This is a genomic window from Bacillus sp. PDNC022 (assembly GCF_016919285.1).
Lineage (GTDB): Bacteria > Bacillota > Bacilli > Bacillales > Bacillaceae > Bacillus > Bacillus safensis.
Genome location: NZ_CP070345.1, coordinates 3017200 through 3035356, shown reverse-complemented (window position 1 = coordinate 3035356; position 18157 = coordinate 3017200). Strand labels below are relative to the sequence as shown.

Annotated in this window: 17 protein-coding genes and 1 pseudogene; 4 read left to right on the top strand and 14 right to left on the bottom strand. The window is 42.4% G+C overall.

Annotated elements, in window-relative coordinates; genetic code table 11:
• Positions 1 to 20 precede the first annotated feature (20 nt).
• From JVX94_RS15490 to JVX94_RS15440, 11 genes and pseudogenes are all read right to left on the bottom strand, one after another.
• Positions 21 to 392 carry a DUF1304 domain-containing protein gene (locus JVX94_RS15490; RefSeq protein WP_024423930.1) on the bottom strand — a complete coding sequence of 124 codons (372 nt, stop codon included), beginning with the start codon at positions 390 to 392 and terminating at the stop codon, positions 21 to 23.
• Between the two features lie 5 nt (positions 393 to 397).
• Positions 398 to 652, bottom strand: coding sequence for an ORF6C domain-containing protein (locus JVX94_RS15485; RefSeq protein ID WP_048237887.1), 255 nt, complete (start codon positions 650 to 652; stop codon positions 398 to 400).
• Between the two features lie 206 nt (positions 653 to 858).
• Entirely contained in the window at positions 859 to 3240 is a 2382-nt protein-coding gene (locus JVX94_RS15480) for an immune inhibitor A domain-containing protein (RefSeq protein WP_205183688.1), read from the bottom strand.
• Positions 3241 to 3429: 189 nt separating this feature from the next.
• Positions 3430 to 3723, bottom strand: coding sequence for a putative quinol monooxygenase (locus tag JVX94_RS15475; RefSeq protein ID WP_205183685.1), 294 nt, complete (start codon positions 3721 to 3723; stop codon positions 3430 to 3432).
• Between the two features lie 25 nt (positions 3724 to 3748).
• The gene (locus JVX94_RS15470; protein ID WP_048237891.1) at positions 3749 to 4387 is read right to left on the bottom strand and encodes a nitroreductase family protein; all 639 of its coding nucleotides are present in this window, start codon (positions 4385 to 4387) and stop codon (positions 3749 to 3751) included.
• Between the two features lie 13 nt (positions 4388 to 4400).
• Positions 4401 to 4885 (bottom strand): annotated as a pseudogene (locus tag JVX94_RS15465) (MarR family winged helix-turn-helix transcriptional regulator).
• A 314-nt stretch (positions 4886 to 5199) separates the two neighbouring features.
• Positions 5200 to 6501, bottom strand: coding sequence for a pyrimidine-nucleoside phosphorylase (locus JVX94_RS15460; RefSeq protein WP_144471694.1), 1302 nt, complete (start codon positions 6499 to 6501; stop codon positions 5200 to 5202).
• A gap of 25 nt (positions 6502 to 6526) precedes the next feature.
• Positions 6527 to 7708, bottom strand: a complete 1182-nt coding sequence (locus JVX94_RS15455; protein ID WP_039182637.1) for a NupC/NupG family nucleoside CNT transporter — start codon at positions 7706 to 7708, stop codon at positions 6527 to 6529.
• 166 nt (positions 7709 to 7874) lie between these two features.
• Positions 7875 to 8546: a deoxyribose-phosphate aldolase gene (deoC, locus tag JVX94_RS15450; protein ID WP_095409933.1), complete on the bottom strand. Its 672-nt coding sequence runs from the start codon at positions 8544 to 8546 to the stop codon at positions 7875 to 7877.
• A gap of 84 nt (positions 8547 to 8630) precedes the next feature.
• Positions 8631 to 9575, bottom strand: a complete 945-nt coding sequence (locus JVX94_RS15445; RefSeq protein ID WP_024427553.1) for a DNA-binding transcriptional repressor DeoR — start codon at positions 9573 to 9575, stop codon at positions 8631 to 8633.
• Between the two features lie 60 nt (positions 9576 to 9635).
• Positions 9636 to 10511: an aldose 1-epimerase family protein gene (locus tag JVX94_RS15440; protein WP_111291652.1), complete on the bottom strand. Its 876-nt coding sequence runs from the start codon at positions 10509 to 10511 to the stop codon at positions 9636 to 9638.
• Between the two features lie 237 nt (positions 10512 to 10748).
• On the opposite strand from JVX94_RS15440, the gene JVX94_RS15435 reads away from it, so the two are divergent.
• Entirely contained in the window at positions 10749 to 12572 is a 1824-nt protein-coding gene (locus JVX94_RS15435; RefSeq protein ID WP_205183679.1) for an acyltransferase family protein, read from the top strand.
• 25 nt (positions 12573 to 12597) lie between these two features.
• On the opposite strand, the gene JVX94_RS15430 is transcribed toward JVX94_RS15435, so the two are convergent.
• Complete coding sequence (locus JVX94_RS15430; RefSeq protein WP_205183677.1) at positions 12598 to 13695, bottom strand: saccharopine dehydrogenase family protein; 1098 nt, start codon at positions 13693 to 13695, stop codon at positions 12598 to 12600.
• Positions 13692 to 14399, bottom strand: coding sequence for a class I SAM-dependent methyltransferase (locus JVX94_RS15425; RefSeq protein ID WP_205183674.1), 708 nt, complete (start codon positions 14397 to 14399; stop codon positions 13692 to 13694). Before JVX94_RS15425 ends, JVX94_RS15430 begins: the two co-directional genes overlap by 4 nt.
• Before the next feature lie 129 nt (positions 14400 to 14528).
• Here JVX94_RS15425 and JVX94_RS15420 point away from each other — a divergent pair, with 129 nt between their 5' ends.
• Positions 14529 to 15536 (top strand): helix-turn-helix transcriptional regulator, encoded by a 1008-nt coding sequence (locus JVX94_RS15420; protein WP_205183671.1) that lies wholly within the window; start codon positions 14529 to 14531, stop codon positions 15534 to 15536.
• Positions 15537 to 15571: 35 nt separating this feature from the next.
• On the opposite strand, the gene yidA is transcribed toward JVX94_RS15420, so the two are convergent.
• Complete coding sequence (yidA, locus tag JVX94_RS15415) at positions 15572 to 16384, bottom strand: sugar-phosphatase (protein WP_095409938.1); 813 nt, start codon at positions 16382 to 16384, stop codon at positions 15572 to 15574.
• A gap of 297 nt (positions 16385 to 16681) precedes the next feature.
• On the opposite strand from yidA, the gene JVX94_RS15410 reads away from it, so the two are divergent.
• Positions 16682 to 17041, top strand: a complete 360-nt coding sequence (locus JVX94_RS15410) for a MerR family transcriptional regulator (RefSeq protein WP_012011790.1) — start codon at positions 16682 to 16684, stop codon at positions 17039 to 17041.
• Between the two features lie 129 nt (positions 17042 to 17170).
• Positions 17171 to 18154, top strand: a complete 984-nt coding sequence (locus tag JVX94_RS15405) for a Gfo/Idh/MocA family protein (protein WP_095409939.1) — start codon at positions 17171 to 17173, stop codon at positions 18152 to 18154.
• The last annotated feature ends 3 nt before the right edge of the window (positions 18155 to 18157 follow it).

The window sequence follows — 18157 nt, the reverse complement described above, 5'->3', positions numbered from 1 at the left end:
AGGGGCGGCTTTATTTAAGATTAGATTGCCAGCATCAGTGCAATGAGTGCAAGCAGCGCTGGTACTCCTTGTTTGATGATAATTGATTTATTGGATGTTACACCGCCAAATACTGCTGCGATGAGCACACAAAGAATGAAAAACAGCTGAATCATATATCCAACGGTATTCGATCCAAGAATGAGCCCCCAAATGAGTCCTGCAGCTAAAAACCCGTTATAAAGCCCCTGATTGGCAAACATGACTTTGACATTTGGATCTTTTTGCAAGTGTTCTGGCAGCTTAAAAGACCTCTTCGCCATCTTTGATTCCATAAAAAACATTTCTAATAACATGATGACAATGTGTTCTAATGCGACAATTCCTACTAAGATCATTGCTAAAATATTCAATTTAGTTAATTCCTTTCTGATAGACGTTCACGAATCTCTATTTTGTCCGTGTATAAATCAAAGTCTTGTATTAATTCTAGCGCTTCTGTAAAGCGGCTTTGTGGAATGTCTTTCATTTTTCTCACGCCGAATTCCTTTTTAATAAAAGCCATGATGGTATTGATATGAAGCTTACCGTGGCCATCATACTCCAAATGGCTGCAAAAAGTCTGCATCGTCCCTCGAATCACCTTTAATTGCTTGGCAGTGACACAACTCATTGGTAACGCTCATCCTTTCCTTTGTTTTAACAGCTAAAAAGAATCATGGTTGAAAGAAAAACCTTCCAGTGTCTATTATATAATGGTTTCATTCGGATATCAAAATAAAAAAGAACAGACATTCGATTAAAAAACCAATTGTGTCCTCACAATCCTTTTCTCACATATCAAAAAGCCGGATTCAATGGTAGAATCCGGCTTTCTATTTAGTTACTTTTCGAAATTAATACCTTTCCAACAGAACGATCCTTACTTTGTCCAACGACTTTAAAGGATAACCCATATGTCGGTACATCGCGTCCTGCATCTGGGTTATTTGGATTCACATAGTTCGTTTTATCACTAAATGTACGAGCCGGGCGAATGTAGCGATCTTGCAAAGTTAAGCCCGTTGTTGCTGTATAATCTATATTCAGCTTCGTACTTGGATTCAAAGAGAATGCTGCATCATGTACTTGGAACCCTGTGGCGGCAATGGAACCGTCACTCCATTTTAATACTTGCTGATCTGCATCTACTACGCCAAGGAAGCCATTCCCCGGATGCTTTCCTACCCAGTTATCACTGTATGATTGATCGACATACCACACGACCAAACCGTTATTATAGCTCATCAGACTTGCACCGCGTTTAATATGCTTTAAGCCTTTATCGACATCAGCATAAGAACGCCACTCTAGTAAATAGTATTGTGCTGCATATTGTTTTCCATTAGATTTTGAGAACCCATTAAAGGTAAAAGTAGACGTACCTTCGGCATCATCTGACCATACTTTCGTTCCATCTGCTGTGACGTTCAGATCATCTACGAATAAGCCTGGAAGTGAATAGCCTGCATCAGTTGTATAACGGAATTGCAGGTCGATTTTTTTCCCTGCATAAGCAGACAGGTCAAAGGATGCATCTACCCAGCCGTCTGACTTTCCGTCGATGCCATTGCCTTCGTTTGCACCTGCTTCATTTCGATCATTCGTGATGTTACCCGCGATGGTCTTCCATTGATCAGTCCCTGTTTCACGAACTTCTACATACGCATAATCATAATCTTCTTCAATATCGTACCATGCTTTAAATGTCAGCTCTGCTTTGCTACCCTTCGACAAATCAATACCTGTTGTCGTCATGGTTGCATTCAAATTGTCACCCGTTCCGCTAAAGTACGAATATTTCCCTTGAGCAGGTGTCGTGACGACAATCTCTTTATCTGGTAAATCGACTCGAACAGCATCATGGTTCGTTCCTTTTGTTGCTGCTTCATCAATTAATACTGTTTTGCTTTTCTTTAATGTTTTACCATCAATGGTTTGTCCAGAAAGCCAGTTGCCCCCATGCAGATTTTGAAGCATTTCTTTCGCATATGGGCTAAAGCCTGTTGGCTCCGTACCAGGAACTTTACCTGCCCAGCTTCCGCTTGACATGATCGACCAGTAAGAAACGGGCTCTCCTCTGCCTGTGTACTGTGTATCGTACTCGTCAGGAAGACCAAGATCATGTCCAAATTCATGTGTGAACACACCTGCTGCGCCATCTTCAGGCTCGATGGTGTAATCCAATGCACCTAATTTTCCGCCTTGTCCGACTTCAGATTCAGTGTCCGGAATTTCAAATACATCACCAAGTGACCAGCGGTGGGACCAAATTGCATCAGCGCCAAGTTGTCCGCCGCCTGCTTCTTCACCTACACCGGCGTGAACGACCATCAAATGATCAATAATGCCGTCTGGCTCGTTATAAACACCGTCGCCATCAATATCATAGCGGTCCCATTGATCATACTCGCCGAGATCAACATTCGGATCTTTTGCTGCTGCTTCGAGTGCTTCTTTCACCAATTCGCGCGGTCTGCCGTCACTGCCTGAATCGTCAGGTACGTTCCCGCCGTAATAAGCTGCTTCATGCTTCGCTGTATACCATCCTGCAACTGTTCCACTGACTGTGTAACTGCCGCCGGACTGCTTTTCATAATATTGCTTCATGGATACTTTTCGTTTCCCATCTGGACCGATGTAGCCATTTTTCCCGAAAAGCATATCTTGGTAGTGCTGTTGATCGTACTTGTCATAGTACATATCAGTCTCTTCTTTTTTGATACTATTATGCTTATAATCTTTAAAATCTACTAATAAAACCAATACCTTATCATTGCGGATGTCACCTTTATACTTTTCCTTTTTGACCGGTTTTACTTGATTGCCTTCTTTTCCTTTATGTTTCTTTAACTTTTTCTTTTTGGCAAGTTTGTTATGTACCTCTTGTTTATATTCTTTCAGGAATTCAGGCTCTTCTGTTAAAGTGCTGGCACTTTGTTTCATAGCCGATTCTTCTTTTTTCTTTAGATAGTTCTTTAATGCTTTTTGGGTTTCTGCCTCATTGGCATTCTTTTTAATCTTACCTTGTTTTTTTAAGGCTTTGATGAGACGGTCTTCATTCACGACACTTGAGTCAAATGGAATACCTGAATAATGACCGCCATCTGAGGATGTTGATTTTTCTGTGGTGTGGGCAGATAGAGGGGTGCTGAAAGCTGTCAATGTGCCTAAACTCAGGGCAGCAGTTAGTGCAATTTTCGTCCATTTCCCTTTTTTCATATTGGTTCCTCCCTAATTTGGTAATAAATAATATCTAATTCTAGCATATTCCAATATACTTAAGTCGAAAAACATTTTATTTTCAGAAATTTTGTGGAAAATGCACAATACGGGATTGAAATGGGTGGAACCATATGTCGAAAATAAAAGAACCCTAGACGATAACCGCCTAGGGTGTTTGTTGTTTTTCTATGAAAGCTGCTGGCCTTGAAAGGCAACCACGTCAAGTGGAGCGGCTAAGAATTCTTTTGCCTTCGCTACGAAAGCCTGGAAATGAGCACTTGCATTATGGCTCTGAACCGCAGCGTCATCTTTCCACACTTCTACCATTAAAAAGGTATTTTCCTTTTCTGTATACTTGAACAGCTTGTAGGAAACATTGCCTTCTTCAGCCTGTGAAGCTTTCATTAATTCGTTGATTTCTTCTAAAAATACGTTTTCTTTTTCTGGATGAATGGTCATCCCTGCATGAATAATAATCATGTGATCGTCTCCTTTTGAAAAGATATTATTTCCACTCAGCAATACGATCTACCGGTAAGCGGTAAGATGCATAGCCTTCGTCAGCAGCTTTCCCAATTGATAGCAGCATGACTGGTACATAACGTTCTTTATCCCAGCCAAATGTTTCAGCGATGACTTCTTTATCAAATCCGCCAATTGGATTTGTATCATAGCCGTGTGCACGTGCAGCAAGCATAAGCTGCATAGACACAATTCCACCGTCAATTAAAATTGTTTCGCGGTTCACTTGCTCTGGAAGAACCTCAAAGTGTGCAGTTAGTGCAGCAATTTGTCTTTCTTTCACTTCTTGCGGCATGTAGCCATGCTCAACTGCTTTTGAATAAATTTCTTCTAAGTATTCATCGCTTTTCATATCTGCAAATACTGCAATGACAGCTGCTGAAGTTGACACTTGTGTTTGGTTGAATTTTGCAAGTGGTGCAAGCTTTTCTTTTCCTTCTGGGCTGTCAATGACCATGAAGCGCCAAGGCTGTGCATTTACTGATGATGGTGCAGTTGCTGCTTCTTCTAGAATCTCTGTCATTTCTTCTTTGCTGATTTTCACAGATGGATCATAATTACGAATAGAGCGGCGCCCTTTCATAATTTCCATAAAATCGTTTGTTTTTAATGTTGTAGCCATGTGTAACACTCCTTTAGGTTGTTTGAATCTTTTCGATGTTTTTTTGGATACGGATGAGCACATCAGTGAGAAGCCTTCGTTCTTCTTCACTTACGTTTTCAAGCATTTCTGAGATAAATCGTTCTTTTTCTATTTTAGAAGCTTCGATTCTTGTTCTGCCTTCGTCTGTTAAGCGGACAAGTGTGACTCGATTATCTTCTGGTTTTCTTCTGCGTGTGACCATTCCTTTTGTTTCTAGCTGTTTTAAGTGACGCGTCACAGCTGCACCATCAATATTTACTTTTTTCTGCAAATCTGATTGGCTGATTTCATCGGCTTGGAATAACAGCGATAGCAACTCAAGTCTTGATTGGCTGATGCCCGTGCATGCTTCGAACTTCACGCCCATCATACGGTTCACGCACTGTAAACGATATAATACCTCTGCCTCTTCAGAGCAAAATGCAGTCAATGCCATCCCCTCTTTTCTATTCAGAAATCAATTACTTGATATATCAATCATTGACTCGTCAGTTAATATACACCCATTGTTTGATGATTGCAAGAGGTTTGTTTCATAAAGTGAATTTTTTTCTTTCAATAGAAAAAGACGAGCCGAATGCTCGCCTTAAGATCCTGGTGTCGTTCTTGGTCCCACATAGTAGCTGATAAAACCAATGATCATCAATACAACAAAAATAAAGAGAATGAGTTTGAGCATCCTCATGGTTTATCCCCTCCCATTCATCTAACTTATCATACCTAGAAGGAGTATCACCTAAAATTTACATAAAAAAAGACAAAAGCGATTCATCACTTTTGTCTCCTTCTCTTTATTCTGTAATCACTGTATGAATCAATGTTGGTGCATCGGCATGATCAGCGATGCGGATGTTGTCATAAATTTTCTCTATGACATTTGCAACATCTTCACGATTCGCATGCAGAGTCACAAGTGAATCTCCTTTTTCAACACGATCGCCCACTTTTTTGTTCAGCATGATGCCGACAGATAGGTCGATATCGTCCTCTTTTGTAGCGCGTCCTGCTCCAAGAATCATCGCTGCAACGCCGATTTCGTCCGCGACGATTTCAGCTACGACACCTGATTCTTTGGCAGGTACTTCGATTTTGTAAGGTGCTTGCGGCAGTTTTTCAGGCTGATCCACAATCGAGCTGTCTCCACCTTGGTTTTCTAAGAATTCCTTGAATTTCTCAAGTGCTTTGCCGTTTTTCATCACTTCAATCAGCTTTTCTCTTGCTTCATCAAGTGTGTCTGCTTTTTTCGCAAGAACGACCATTTGACTTCCTAATGTGAGCACAAGCTCGTTTAAGTCTTCAGGACCTTCACCTCGAAGTGTGTCAATCGCTTCTTTCACCTCAAGGGAATTCCCAATCGCTAATCCTAGCGGCTGAGACATGTCAGAGATGACCGCCATTGTTTGTCTGCCTACGTTGTTTCCGATGCGAACCATTGCTTTTGCAAGCTTCTCAGAATCTTCTGGTGTTTTCATGAAAGCACCTGCGCCTGTTTTCACATCAAGTACGATTGCATCTGCACCAGCAGCGATTTTCTTACTCATAATGGAGCTTGCAATGAGCGGAATTGAGTTAACAGTTCCTGTCACATCACGAAGAGCATACAGCTTTTTATCAGCTGGTGTCAGGTTGCCTGATTGGCCAATGACCGCTACTTTATGACGGTTGACGAGCTCGATGAATTCGTCTTTTGTAATTTCTACGTGGAAGCCTTTCACCGCTTCAAGCTTGTCCACTGTACCGCCCGTATGCCCAAGGCCGCGCCCAGACATTTTCGCAACAGGTACATCTAGTGCCGCAACAAGAGGAGCGAGTACAAGCGTTGTTGTATCGCCTACACCGCCTGTTGAGTGCTTGTCTACTTTAATACCGTCAATGGCAGACAGGTCAATTGTATCTCCTGAGTTCGCCATAGCGAGCGTTAAGTCTGCACGTTCTTGATCCGTCATATCTTGGAAGAAAATCGCCATAGCCAAGGCACTTGCTTGGTAGTCAGGAATTGTTCCATCCGTATAACCTTTGACAAAGAAAGAAATTTCCTCTGAAGATAATTCTTTTCCGTCACGTTTTTTCGCAATGATATCTACCATTCTCATTGTTTTCACCATTCCTTTTTTTAAATTAGAAAATTAAACCGACAACGCCTGCTGTTAAGAAGCTGACAAGAGTTGCACCGAATAACAGCTTTAATCCAAAGCGTGCGACAACGTTTCCTTGCTTTTCGTTTAAGCCTTTGACTGCTCCAGCAATGATACCGATAGAAGAGAAGTTCGCAAATGATACAAGGAATACAGAAATGATCGCTTCTGTACGAGCACTGAATTGGAAAGCATCACCGGATAGAATTTGCATTGCCACAAATTCGTTCGATACCATTTTGGTCGCCATAATGCTTCCTGCTTGTACCGCTTCGCTCCAAGGAACTCCAACAATGAACGCGAATGGAGCAAAGACATATCCAAGTACATCTTGGAAAGAAACACCGATTGCAGCTGTAAAGATACCGTTAATCATCGCAATTAATGCAACGAATCCAATCAACATTGCAGCAACAACAATCGCTACTTTGAAACCATCCATAATGTATTCGCCAAGCATTTCGAAGAAGGATTGTCTTTCTTCCTCAACGACTTCAAGCATGTCTTCGTCCTTAGATACTTCATATGGATTGATGATCGATGCGATAATAAATCCACCAAATAGGTTCAGCACAAGTGCTGTAACCACGTACTCAGGTTTAATCATTTGCATGTACGCACCAACAATCGACATCGATACCGTCGACATTGCAGATGCACATAATGTATAAAGACGCTGCTGAGGTAATAATCCAAGCTGTTTCTTAATAGAAATAAAGACTTCTGATTGACCTAAAATCGCAGACGCTACTGCGTTGTAAGATTCTAGTTTCCCCATACCGTTTACTTTACTAAGCAAATATCCGATTCCGCGTACGATAAGTGGAAGAATACGCCAATGCTGCAGGATACCGATTAACGCCGAGATAAAGACGATCGGCAGTAAGACGTTGATGAAGAAAGTTGACGCTTTATCATTCATTAACCCGCCAAATACAAAGTTGATTCCTTCGCCGGCATAGCCTAGAAGCATTTGGAATCCTTTTGCAAAGCCTCCGACTAGGAAGTTTCCAACACCTGTATTGAGCAGAATATAACCTAAAATAAATTGCAGTACAATCATGACAATTACTGGACGGAATTTCACTCGTTTTTTCCCATTACTAGCCAGCCATGCAATGGCGAGAATCACTAGCAAACCGATGATACCAATGACGTATTTCATGTTTTTCCTCCTTGAATGAATTCGTTTACATTAATGCGCTTGTATGGAACAAACCCTATTTCGTAAACAAAACGCGGAAGAAAATCCCAGAAGTGGGAACCTTCCGCATATGACTTTTTCATCATTTATGAGTCATGAATGTTATCCTACCATAGGATCGTATGAATTAATAGTCTTTCGAAGGAGCTGATTGATTCCCTTTGATAATGGAAACGCCTGCACTTGCGCCAATACGCGTAGCACCTGCTGCTGTCATTGCCTCAACGTCTTCTTTTGTTCTCACGCCGCCTGATGCTTTCACACCGATGTCCGGTCCTACTGTTTTACGCATTAATGCGATGTCCTCAGCCGTTGCACCGCCTGTACTAAATCCAGTCGATGTTTTCACAAAATCAGCGCCCGCTTTCACTGAAAGCTCACAAGCTTTGACTTTTTCTTCATCAGTAAGTAAACATGTTTCAATAATGACTTTTACCAATGCTTTGCCTTTTGCTGCGTCTACAACTGCACGAATATCTTGTTCAACCACATCATATTCGCCGTCTTTCAATGCCGCAACATTGATGACCATGTCCACTTCTGTTGCACCGTTTTCAATCGCATCCTTTGTTTCGAATGCTTTCACCGCTGTTGTACTCGCGCCTAACGGGAAACCGATGACTGTACATACATCAACACCTGTTCCGGCTAGTTCTTTCGACGCAAGAGATACCCAAGTTGGGTTCACGCAAACAGATGCAAATTGATGGGTCTTTGCTTCTTCAAGTAACTGCATAATTGCAGCTCTAGATGTATCTGGTTTTAGTGCTGTATGATCAATGAGCTTTGCTATCGTCATGCTTCACACTTCCTTTTAATTATGATACTTTCATCATATATGACAGATGAACAATTGTAAACACGGTTATGAAATTTTGTTCATCTATTTTGTGACATTTAAAAGAGCCCTCGCTGTGTGCTGATCGATGATCAATACATTCGCATATTTTCCTCTTAGTGCACCGTGTATAGAAGCCACCTTTCGATGACCGCCAGCGACAAGAATGGATCGTTCTTTTGTCCTTAAATCATCTAGTTCCACACCAATGGTGCGATTGTTAATGGCTTCACTGCAAATGCGTCCATCTTGATCATAAAAACGCGAGCAAATGTCTCCGACACTGGATTCCTTAAGAAGCGCTTTTTCCTCTTCACGGAAATAACCTAGTCTAAACAAAAGCGCCTCATCTCTTACCGTTCCAACAGTAAACACAGCGATATTTGCCTGCTTGCCCATTTCAATAATTCGCTGAATATGTCTGTCCTGCTCAACCATTTCCTTGACGGCTGCACTATCAAATACAACAGGAAGCGGCAAATAGCGCGGTGCTGTTTGAAAGGCCTCAGCAAACAGCTGGATGGTTTCCGCAGAATATGTATTCACATGAGAGTGGCTGATTCCGCCCTTGAGCTGGACAACCTCTACACCTTTTACCTGTTTAGGTTGCATCTTTTGTGCAATTTGATACATAGTCGTTCCCCAGCTCACGCCAACGATATCGCCGTCTTTCACCGTCTCTTGCAAGTAATCTGCACCAAATCGGCTCAAATAATCGGTGATGGTTGGATAGTCGTCCTTTGGCGAAAATACCACATGAGCTTCGAGCAGATCATATTTTTCCTTGAGCAGTGAAGAAAGCTCATTTAAATCCTCAAACGGATCCATCACCGTAATCTGGACGTACCCCTTCTCTTTCGCATATTGAAGCAGCCGAGATACAGTCGGTCTCGACAGGTCGAGCTGTTTGGCAATTTCCTGCTGGCTGTAATCAGACAAATAGTAAAGCCTTGCCGCTTCAATACTCAGCTGTTGTTTCTCTCGATCCATTCATACGCCCCCTTTTTTCTTCTATCATAACAAATTGTTCACCTCACCATGCACAAGTGTTCATTTGAAGAAAATTGTATAAGCAGCATGAAAGGTCTCATTTTTTTCTAATGTTTGAATACCAAACTTCTCTTTATACTGCCCATTTGTCCCTTCCATATCGGCGATGCCATACCACGGCTCAATACAAACAAAAGGAGCCATCGTTCCTTTTTCTTGATCATAAGGCGACCAAATGCCAACGAAAGGAAAGCCAGTGAGATCGACCTCAACCCCGTGACCTGCTCTTGAAGTCAATGACACTCGATTGATATGGCTAAAGATCATCGCATCATGCTGAAAAAGCTCTGGGCGAAGCTGGATCGGCTCAAGCTGAATGTCTTTTTCTTTCTCCCTGACAAGTGAATTCCGCAGTTCATATTGCACAGGGAGATGTTCAGTGGAAGGTGTCAATGTGAGTGAATAATCTGCTGTTTGCTCGCCTTCAACAAGCGGAATACGAAATGCTGGATGCCCTCCAATAGAGAAATACATCGTATCCTCTCCGTCATGATCAATTTCCCAGGAAATCATCAGTCCATTTTCCAATAGTTCATAACGAATTCGTGCTGTAAATTCATATGGGTATTGCTTCACGTGCCGGCCTCTTGATTCATATTGAAAGGACACCGTATGCTTCGTTTCTTCATATAAATCAAAATTGACATCACGCAAAAATCCATGCTGCGTGAGCTCAAAGGTTTGATCGTCCATCTTGTATTGATCATTCATTAATCGCCCAACAATCGGAAACAAGACAGGCGACACCCTGCCCCAATAAGCTGGGTCACCAGACCACATATAGTGACGCCCACTTTCCTTGTCGAGCACCTCCCTGACTTCCGCTCCCTTTTCATGAATCTGAATCAATAACTGATCATTTTCGATCGTTCTCATTCAACACATCCCCTTTCCTTCTACTTTTATTATGACAGGGATTTTGGTTTTGAGTATCAAATTCGACATCTCTTCACCCACCAATTCCTTTTTCGTATAAAAAATTTAAAAAAAGACAGAAATTCGCCAACAAAATGTAATGCTGAATCGTCTAATCTTATATAAAATAAAAGAATCGTTGTTCTTTTGGATGAACAACAAAAAGAAGCGTTTGACATTGATGGGGGATTCATTTTCATGAACAGCAAGGAAAATCGTTTTCGTTATATTTTAGGATTAGATGGACTAAGAGCCGTTGCTGTATTGGCAGTTATTGCTTATCACTTACATATCGGACCCGCAAGCGGCGGGTTTCTTGGCGTTGATTTGTTTTTTGTCATTTCTGGTTACTTGATTACGACGATCTTGTTACATAAGCAGGATTTAGGCTATCAAGAGCTTTTGCCATTTTGGATGGGACGGATTAGAAGGCTTCTACCAGCTGCTTACATTATGATTTTTATAACCGTCAGCTGGTGTGCGATTGCTGGTTCAAACGCATTATTGTCCATTCGTGGCGATGCCATATCGTCCTTTTTTTATGTCAGTAACTGGTGGTACATTTTTCACCAGCTTTCTTATTTCGATAGCTTCAGTGCTCTATCTCCGCTGAAAAATTTATGGTCTTTGGCGATAGAAGAACAATTTTATATCATTTGGCCGGTACTGTTGATTGCAGGACTGAAATGGGTAAAAAACAGATCCCATCTGCCTATGATCACCTTTGGACTAGCACTTGTCTCCGCCTTATGGATGGCGATTCTTTATTCACCAGATACCGATCCAAGCAGGGTTTATTATGGGACAGATACTCGTGCATTTGCGCTTCTGATTGGGTGCAGTTTGGCATTTGTATGGCCTATGCAAAGACTATCCAGCAAAAAATTACTTCCTGTTGGCAGACGTATTTTACATATTGCCGGGTTCGGTTCATTTGCGATTTTCCTTCTTTGTGTTTATGCAGTGGACGATTTCGACGGCTTTCTCTATCAGGGCGGCATGCTTTTATTCTGTCTGAATGCGGCCATTTTAATTGCGTGCGTCTGCCACCCTGCTAGTCTTATAGGGAAATGGCTGTCGTTTCAGCCGCTCGCCTGGCTTGGTAAGCGGTCTTATGGTATTTACCTGTGGCATTATCCCATTATCGTACTGACCACACCGGTCATTGAAATTGGACAGCCTTCCATCGCGCGTGTTACATTGCAGTTCATCGCCATTTTACTAGTTGCTGAGGCTTCCTATCGCTTCATTGAACAGCCGATCCGCCAGCATGGCTTCAGACAATATTTTGCCTCTTGGTCTATTTGGAAAAAAGGAATTAAACAATGGTCTACATCTAATAAGGTGTTCCTAGGAATCACCGCAGCTCTTTTGATCTTATTTATCATTGGCATGTCTAACTCGTCCTCTTCATCCCCACATGTGAAGGAAGTGACACAAATTAAGACAGCACCGAAAAAAACAGCCGAACCATCGGAATCAAAAGCGAAGAAAAAGAAAGAAAAGCACGAGAAAAAAGCAGTTGATCAAAAACAATTTCACCAGGTCCTTGCTATTGGTGATTCTGTCATGCTAGACATTGCGCCAAATCTTGAAAAAGCATATAAACAAATCACCATCGATGGGAAGGTTGGCAGACAGATGAACGAAGCCGTCAGCATCGCCCCTCAATACACATCATTTAATCAATCTGATGCCGCTGTTATCATTGAACTTGGCACAAATGGTTATTTTACTGAGGACACGCTGAAAGAATTCATTCAAAACTTTTCAAAGGCACATATTTTCCTAGTGAATACAAGGGTTCCAAGGTCTTGGGAAAATGATGTGAATGCGGTCATTCAGCGAGTGGCTGATCAACATCAAAATGTAACGTTGGTTGATTGGCATTCAGCCGCTACTGGACAGCCATCCTATTTTCAGCCTGATGGTGTGCACCTTTCAAAAAAAGGATCTGACACATTGACACAGCTCATCACAGCGAGCATCAAGAAAAAAGGGGATGTGTCGACGTCATCATAAAAAGACTAGCAGAATGCTAGTCTTTTTATGCCGTCAAAAGGCTGGCCCTCACCTCTAATGCCTGCTCTTTCTTTGTTTTTTGATCCATCAAAGCAAAATAACCGTTCTCAAATGTTAGCGAAAATAATTCTTCAATATGAAAAATTCCTGGCTGAAACCGCCTGCTCAATAAATGCAGAGCCGCAGCACAGGCGACTTGAGCCGTTGCTTGAGACTCGTCGTGCCCTTTTATTCCAAGCGCTGCATGATGAACCTTTTTCCCATCCGTCCCTGTCACTTCCACTTTGACCGCATATTGATCTGTTCCCACTTGAGAAGATTGAATCATTGAAATGGCTCGATCCTTCATCTTCGGTAATGTAAGGACCGACGTCAGCCCAAGGCTCCTGGTGAGAGCCAATGCCCCCGTCGCTAGACGTGAATCAAAACAAAGCCTTGTCGTCACAGATGGCACATGAAGTGTTGAAGGCAATGTCTGTTGATCAGAGAAGGGGAATCGATAGGCATACCGCTTTCCAAGCTGTCCACCAAAGTTGATTTGTCTCCCTCCAGTAAAGCTTTTCACTCTTTTTCGCTGTTGATGCTCAGTGAGCTCATAATCAGTATGGACATGATCAATGGTCCATTCAATCGCGGCTTTCCCATGCTGATCACCCATCCCAAGCATAATCCCAATATCTATTTGATCCACTGCTGAGAGCATCGATGCCGCTTTCGCAGCTAATAAATTCGTAAGACCGGGCGCGAGACCTACACTGAGCAAAGCCGTTGCACTGATGTGCTGCTGGTCCAGCTGTGCCATCTGCTCCATATACATCCCCTTGGCAGAAATATCGATATAATCAATGCCTGATCGCAGAACAGTTTCCGCAAATGACGTGTCTTCTTGATCGAGACACATGATCACCAGCTTTGTTTCATTCATCCAGTCAGAATCAAATGGCTGACTAACATCTAGTTTGTAAGGACGGACTCTTCTTTTTGTCTGCTGTGAAAATTGTTCAGCCTTCTCATAGCTTCTGCCTGCCGCAACAATTTGCCCTGGGTACACTTCACTTAACTGAAAACATATTTGCTGGCCGACATGTCCATAGCCGCCAATCACCATCACCTGTGATCTCATCTCTCATCCGCCTCTCTACAGCCTCGCTTGCAAACAAGCCCTTTGATCATTCCTGCCTGAAAATAGGGTCTAATGTCTCGAAAGCCCGCTTCAGTTAAATGTTCTCTCATCTCCTCCTCAGGCACAGGATATGTCGCATGTCCCAGTCTGTCTTTAAAGGACGAAAACACTTCTTTTTCCAGACCTTGCCGCTGCATGAAAAGAGAAAGCATATGAAGCTCCTGCTGAAATGCGCTCGAATTCATCTCTCCTTGTATAAATGCCAGTACAAGCGGGGCCCCTGGTTGAAGCCTTCGGGCAATCTCCTGTAAAAATGGCAGCCGATTTTCTACAAAATGAATCATGAGCAGACTCACCGCTGCATCGTAAACAACTTCAGCAGACACCTTGTTTAATGTGGTCTCATACCAAGTGAGGCGCGCCTCCATCTGAAGCTGCGAAACCCGCTGTTTCGCCATATCCAGCATAGAAGCAGACGGATCGACTCCTGTGATGAACCAATCTTCTTTTCTCTGAAGCATATTGATGATCTCTTCGCCCCCACCCGCTCCGACAGTTAGAATACGAGAGCCCGCTCCCTTTATTTCAGTTTCTAATACATCTACTGTTAACTCATGTAAAAGGTGATAGCCGGGTACTTTATGTGAAATCGTTGCTACGTATGATTCAGCAACTGGATCGTGCCAATGCTGGTTTCCTTTCATATGATTCTCCTCCTGTTCCTTTCCGCTTTCCATCGTTTCCTGTACACTAACGATATGACATCTTTATTGTAAAAAGAGACACCAGAAAACACGATCCCTAAAAGTGGGGATTTTTGAGGAGGAGATCATGTGGTCAATCCAGCCACTCATTTTCAGCAGTTGAGACAGCACATTCGGGACGAGCTTGCTGCCGTCCTTGATTTTGATGCCGCCTGTATCACGACCATCGATCCAGCCACTCTCCTCTCGACAGGTTCCTTCACAGATGAACCGATCGAAGAAATTCATGACCAGCTCTTTCAAAATGAATTTTTAAAAAAGGACGTACATCAGCATGAGTTTCTAGCCAAAGGCCCTGTTCATGCTGCGAGTCTCATCCAAAGCGGAGAATATATGAGCAGCGCGCGCTATCAGCATATTTTGTTACCTAACGGTTGGTCTGATGAATTGCGGGCAGCTCTTGTGATTCAAGGGGAATGCTGGGGGATTGCCAGCCTTTATCGTCTAAAGGACAAGGAACCTTTTCAAGAAAAAGATATCCAAGCGGTCATCGAACAAACGCCCAGACTCGCAGCCAAGTTAAGAGATGAACTTTTCAAGAAAACAGATACTGAAGAAGACGCGGCGGCGGAGCAACAAGGATTCCTTATTCTTTCGCACGATTACAACCTTCTTTATGGAAATGAGACAGGTCTTCATTGGCTTCAGACTTTTCAAGCCTTTGAACAAATCCATGACAGGGCGATCATGCCACGCCCGTTCAGAGCATTAGGCGCTAAACTTTTATACGGCGGCAGCGATCAAACAGCAGCAAGCATGACAAGAATGCCTACGGGGCTTTTTCTTTCCCTTCAAGCCTTTCGATTAGCGCAGGCAGACGGGCAGGAGGAGGCTGTCATGATTCACATCAAACGAGCCCAAACAAATGATATTCTTCCTTATGCGGCGAAAACGTACAGGCTGACAGAAAGAGAGATGAACGTCCTCGACTGCTTATTAAAGGGCCAGTCGACAAAAGAAATTGCCAGTACGTTATTTATTTCAACCCATACCGTTCATGATCATGTGAAAGCGATGCTGCAAAAGACGAACTTAAACAGCAGACGTATGCTTGTTTACTTTTTCTCCAATATATAAAAAAGCGGCTACCGCACTGGCAGACCGCTCTTTTCTTATTTTCCTAAAACCAGCTCATGCAGGACATGTGCTACTCCGGATTCATTATTAGATTTTGTTACAACATCTGCTACGGCTTTGACATCATCAATGGCATTTCCCATAGCGACGCCGCAGCCCGCAAACTCTAGCATTGATACATCGTTCCCGTTGTCACCAATAGCCATGACTTCTTCACGAGCAATTCCCAGCTCCTTCGCTAGAAGCTTCACGGCATTTCCCTTACTCACTTCAGGATGCAGGATTTCAAGGAAGAAATCTGTACTTTTCACCATCATATACTTTTCCTTCACATCAGATGGGATGGCTTGTATCGTTTTTTCCAAACGTTCTGGCTGATCAATATACATCATCTTCGGAAGTCTCATCGATGAATCTGCCTCTTCAACAGGTAAATATTTAAGCGGCAGTTTTGTTAAGTAGGATTCTAGCACTGTGTATTCACTAATATCGCGATTTGGTGTGTATAAATTGGCTGAATCGAAATAATGCATCGGTGTATCCAGCTGACGGCTCAATTCATATAAAGAAGTTAAGTCATCATAGGATAATGTCAGCTCTGACACGACTTCATTTGTATGGCTGTTTTGAACAAGCGCCCCATTATAGGCGATTACATAATCTCCCTCTTGATCAAGCTGAAGATCAGCTAAATAGCGATTCACCCCGCCAATTGGCCGGCCTGTACATAAAACAATTTTAATTCCTTCTGCCTTTGCCTGTTGAATGGCTTCAAACACTTCATCCGGCACCATATGTTGATCATTTAATAACGTACCATCCATATCAATTGCGACTAATTTATACATTCACTGGTCCCCTTTTCTCAGCAAAAACGTGCTGTCACTATTTTGAGTCATCTTTTATATGATGACAGGTTATTTCATTACTATTTACCTATTTTAGCCTATCGTTTTTTCTTCACGCTGTCTACTTGTTCACATCTGTAACAAATATCACATGGTTCTACTCTATTATAACGTATTCTATTCATCGTGCTGATCCCCATTTGAAACAAGTAAAATAGAACAATTGTCCACTATAGAATGTTTTGAAACTAGCAAATCTAATTGTATGATGGATAGCAAAGAAAGGAGGTGCAGGGAATGATTACGTTTACGAGAGGTAAATTGTCAAAAATGTCTGGTGTACATATTGAAACCATTCGTTTTTACGAAAATGAGGGGGTGCTCCCAGAGCCAAAGAGAGCACATAACGGCTATCGTTTATATGATAAAAAATATGTACTCATGCTATCATTTATCACCGAAGCGAGAAAGCTAGATTTCTCTCTTAAAGAAATTCGTGAAATTATCAAATCACTTTTCGAAAAACAGTCAAAAACAGAAGCTGAACAGCTGCTCGAGCAAAAAGTTGAAGATATTCAACACTCCATTCATGAGTTAAAAAAGAGGAAGGCTGCCATTCAATTGTTAACAAAGCAAACATTAGCAAACATCAGCTGATTGTAAGGGCTGCCAAAGGTGTGCCGGTGATTGTCACTGGCACCTCTCCGCCCAGGTACGTAAGTACACGTTCAATGAAAACATCGGTTATACTAGAGACAGCTAAACGAGTGGAAGGGGTTTTGAAGAATGAACATCGCAACCATCGGAACAGGTATCATTGTGGAAGGCTTCCTGCAAGCGGTTGAACAGCTCGAAGGTGCTTCTTGTCACGCTGTCTATTCAAGAAAAGAAGCAACAGCAAAGAAGCTCGCAGACAAATTTGGGGTACAGACAACTTATACGGATCTAACCGCTATGCTAGAAGATCCACACGTAGAAGCCGTTTACATCGCTTCACCGAATTGTTTACATAGCGAGCATGCAACGAAAGCATTGAAACACGGAAAACATGTGATATGCGAAAAGCCTTTCACCTCTAATGTTAAAGAGCTGGAAGCCTTAATCGCTCTCGCAAAGGAAAAGCAGCTTCTCCTATTTGAAGCCATTACAACCGTTCACATGCCAAACTATCATTTAATCAAAAAGCATCTTCATCAATTAGGTAAAATTAAACTGGTTCAATGCAACTATAGCCAATATTCAAGCAAATATAATCAGCTGCTTGCCGGCGAAACGCCAAATGTCTTTAACCCTGAGTTCTCTGGAGGAGCACTGATGGATATTAATATCTATAATGTCCATTTCATCATGAACCTCTTTGGATCACCGGAGCAGGTCCGCTATCAGGCAAACCGCCATCCAAACGGTATTGACACATCTGGTGTTTTGACGTTCACTTACAATGATTTTATTGCGACAAGTGTCGGCAGTAAGGATACAAGCAGCATGAATTTTGCATTGATTCAAGGAGAAAAAGGCTTCATTCATGTAAAAAATGGGGCGAATGGCTGCGAGGAAGTGCTGCTGCATGTTGATGACAGGGTCATCTCACTCAATGCACAAACGAATCCAAACCGTCTGTATTATGAGGCAGAAGCTTTCCAGCAGATCATTGAAACAAAAAATCATGAACAGTGCTATGCATGGCTTGATGAAAGTCTCTCAGTGATGAAAATCCTTGACGCCGCAAGAAAAGATGCAGGTATTGTTTTCCCAGCAGATCAATTTTAATGA

What these genes read in the sequence shown, in the direction of transcription:
- JVX94_RS15475 (WP_205183685.1), bottom strand. Translation starts at nt 3,723, where the DNA reads ATGATTATTATTCATGCAGGGATGACCATTCATCCAGAAAAAGAAAAC.
- deoC (WP_095409933.1), bottom strand. Translation starts at nt 8,546, where the DNA reads ATGACGATAGCAAAGCTCATTGATCATACAGCACTAAAACCAGATACA.
- JVX94_RS15435 (WP_205183679.1), top strand. Translation starts at nt 10,749, where the DNA reads ATGAACAGCAAGGAAAATCGTTTTCGTTATATTTTAGGATTAGATGGA.
- JVX94_RS15485 (WP_048237887.1), bottom strand. Translation starts at nt 652, where the DNA reads ATGAGTTGTGTCACTGCCAAGCAATTAAAGGTGATTCGAGGGACGATG.
- JVX94_RS15480 (WP_205183688.1), bottom strand. Translation starts at nt 3,240, where the DNA reads ATGAAAAAAGGGAAATGGACGAAAATTGCACTAACTGCTGCCCTGAGT.
- JVX94_RS15405 (WP_095409939.1), top strand. Translation starts at nt 17,171, where the DNA reads ATGAACATCGCAACCATCGGAACAGGTATCATTGTGGAAGGCTTCCTG.
- JVX94_RS15460 (WP_144471694.1), bottom strand. Translation starts at nt 6,501, where the DNA reads ATGAGAATGGTAGATATCATTGCGAAAAAACGTGACGGAAAAGAATTA.
- JVX94_RS15470 (WP_048237891.1), bottom strand. Translation starts at nt 4,387, where the DNA reads ATGGCTACAACATTAAAAACAAACGATTTTATGGAAATTATGAAAGGG.
- JVX94_RS15425 (WP_205183674.1), bottom strand. Translation starts at nt 14,399, where the DNA reads ATGAAAGGAAACCAGCATTGGCACGATCCAGTTGCTGAATCATACGTA.
- JVX94_RS15430 (WP_205183677.1), bottom strand. Translation starts at nt 13,695, where the DNA reads ATGAGATCACAGGTGATGGTGATTGGCGGCTATGGACATGTCGGCCAG.
- JVX94_RS15410 (WP_012011790.1), top strand. Translation starts at nt 16,682, where the DNA reads ATGATTACGTTTACGAGAGGTAAATTGTCAAAAATGTCTGGTGTACAT.
- JVX94_RS15445 (WP_024427553.1), bottom strand. Translation starts at nt 9,575, where the DNA reads ATGGATCGAGAGAAACAACAGCTGAGTATTGAAGCGGCAAGGCTTTAC.
- yidA (WP_095409938.1), bottom strand. Translation starts at nt 16,384, where the DNA reads ATGTATAAATTAGTCGCAATTGATATGGATGGTACGTTATTAAATGAT.
- JVX94_RS15455 (WP_039182637.1), bottom strand. Translation starts at nt 7,708, where the DNA reads ATGAAATACGTCATTGGTATCATCGGTTTGCTAGTGATTCTCGCCATT.
- JVX94_RS15440 (WP_111291652.1), bottom strand. Translation starts at nt 10,511, where the DNA reads ATGAGAACGATCGAAAATGATCAGTTATTGATTCAGATTCATGAAAAG.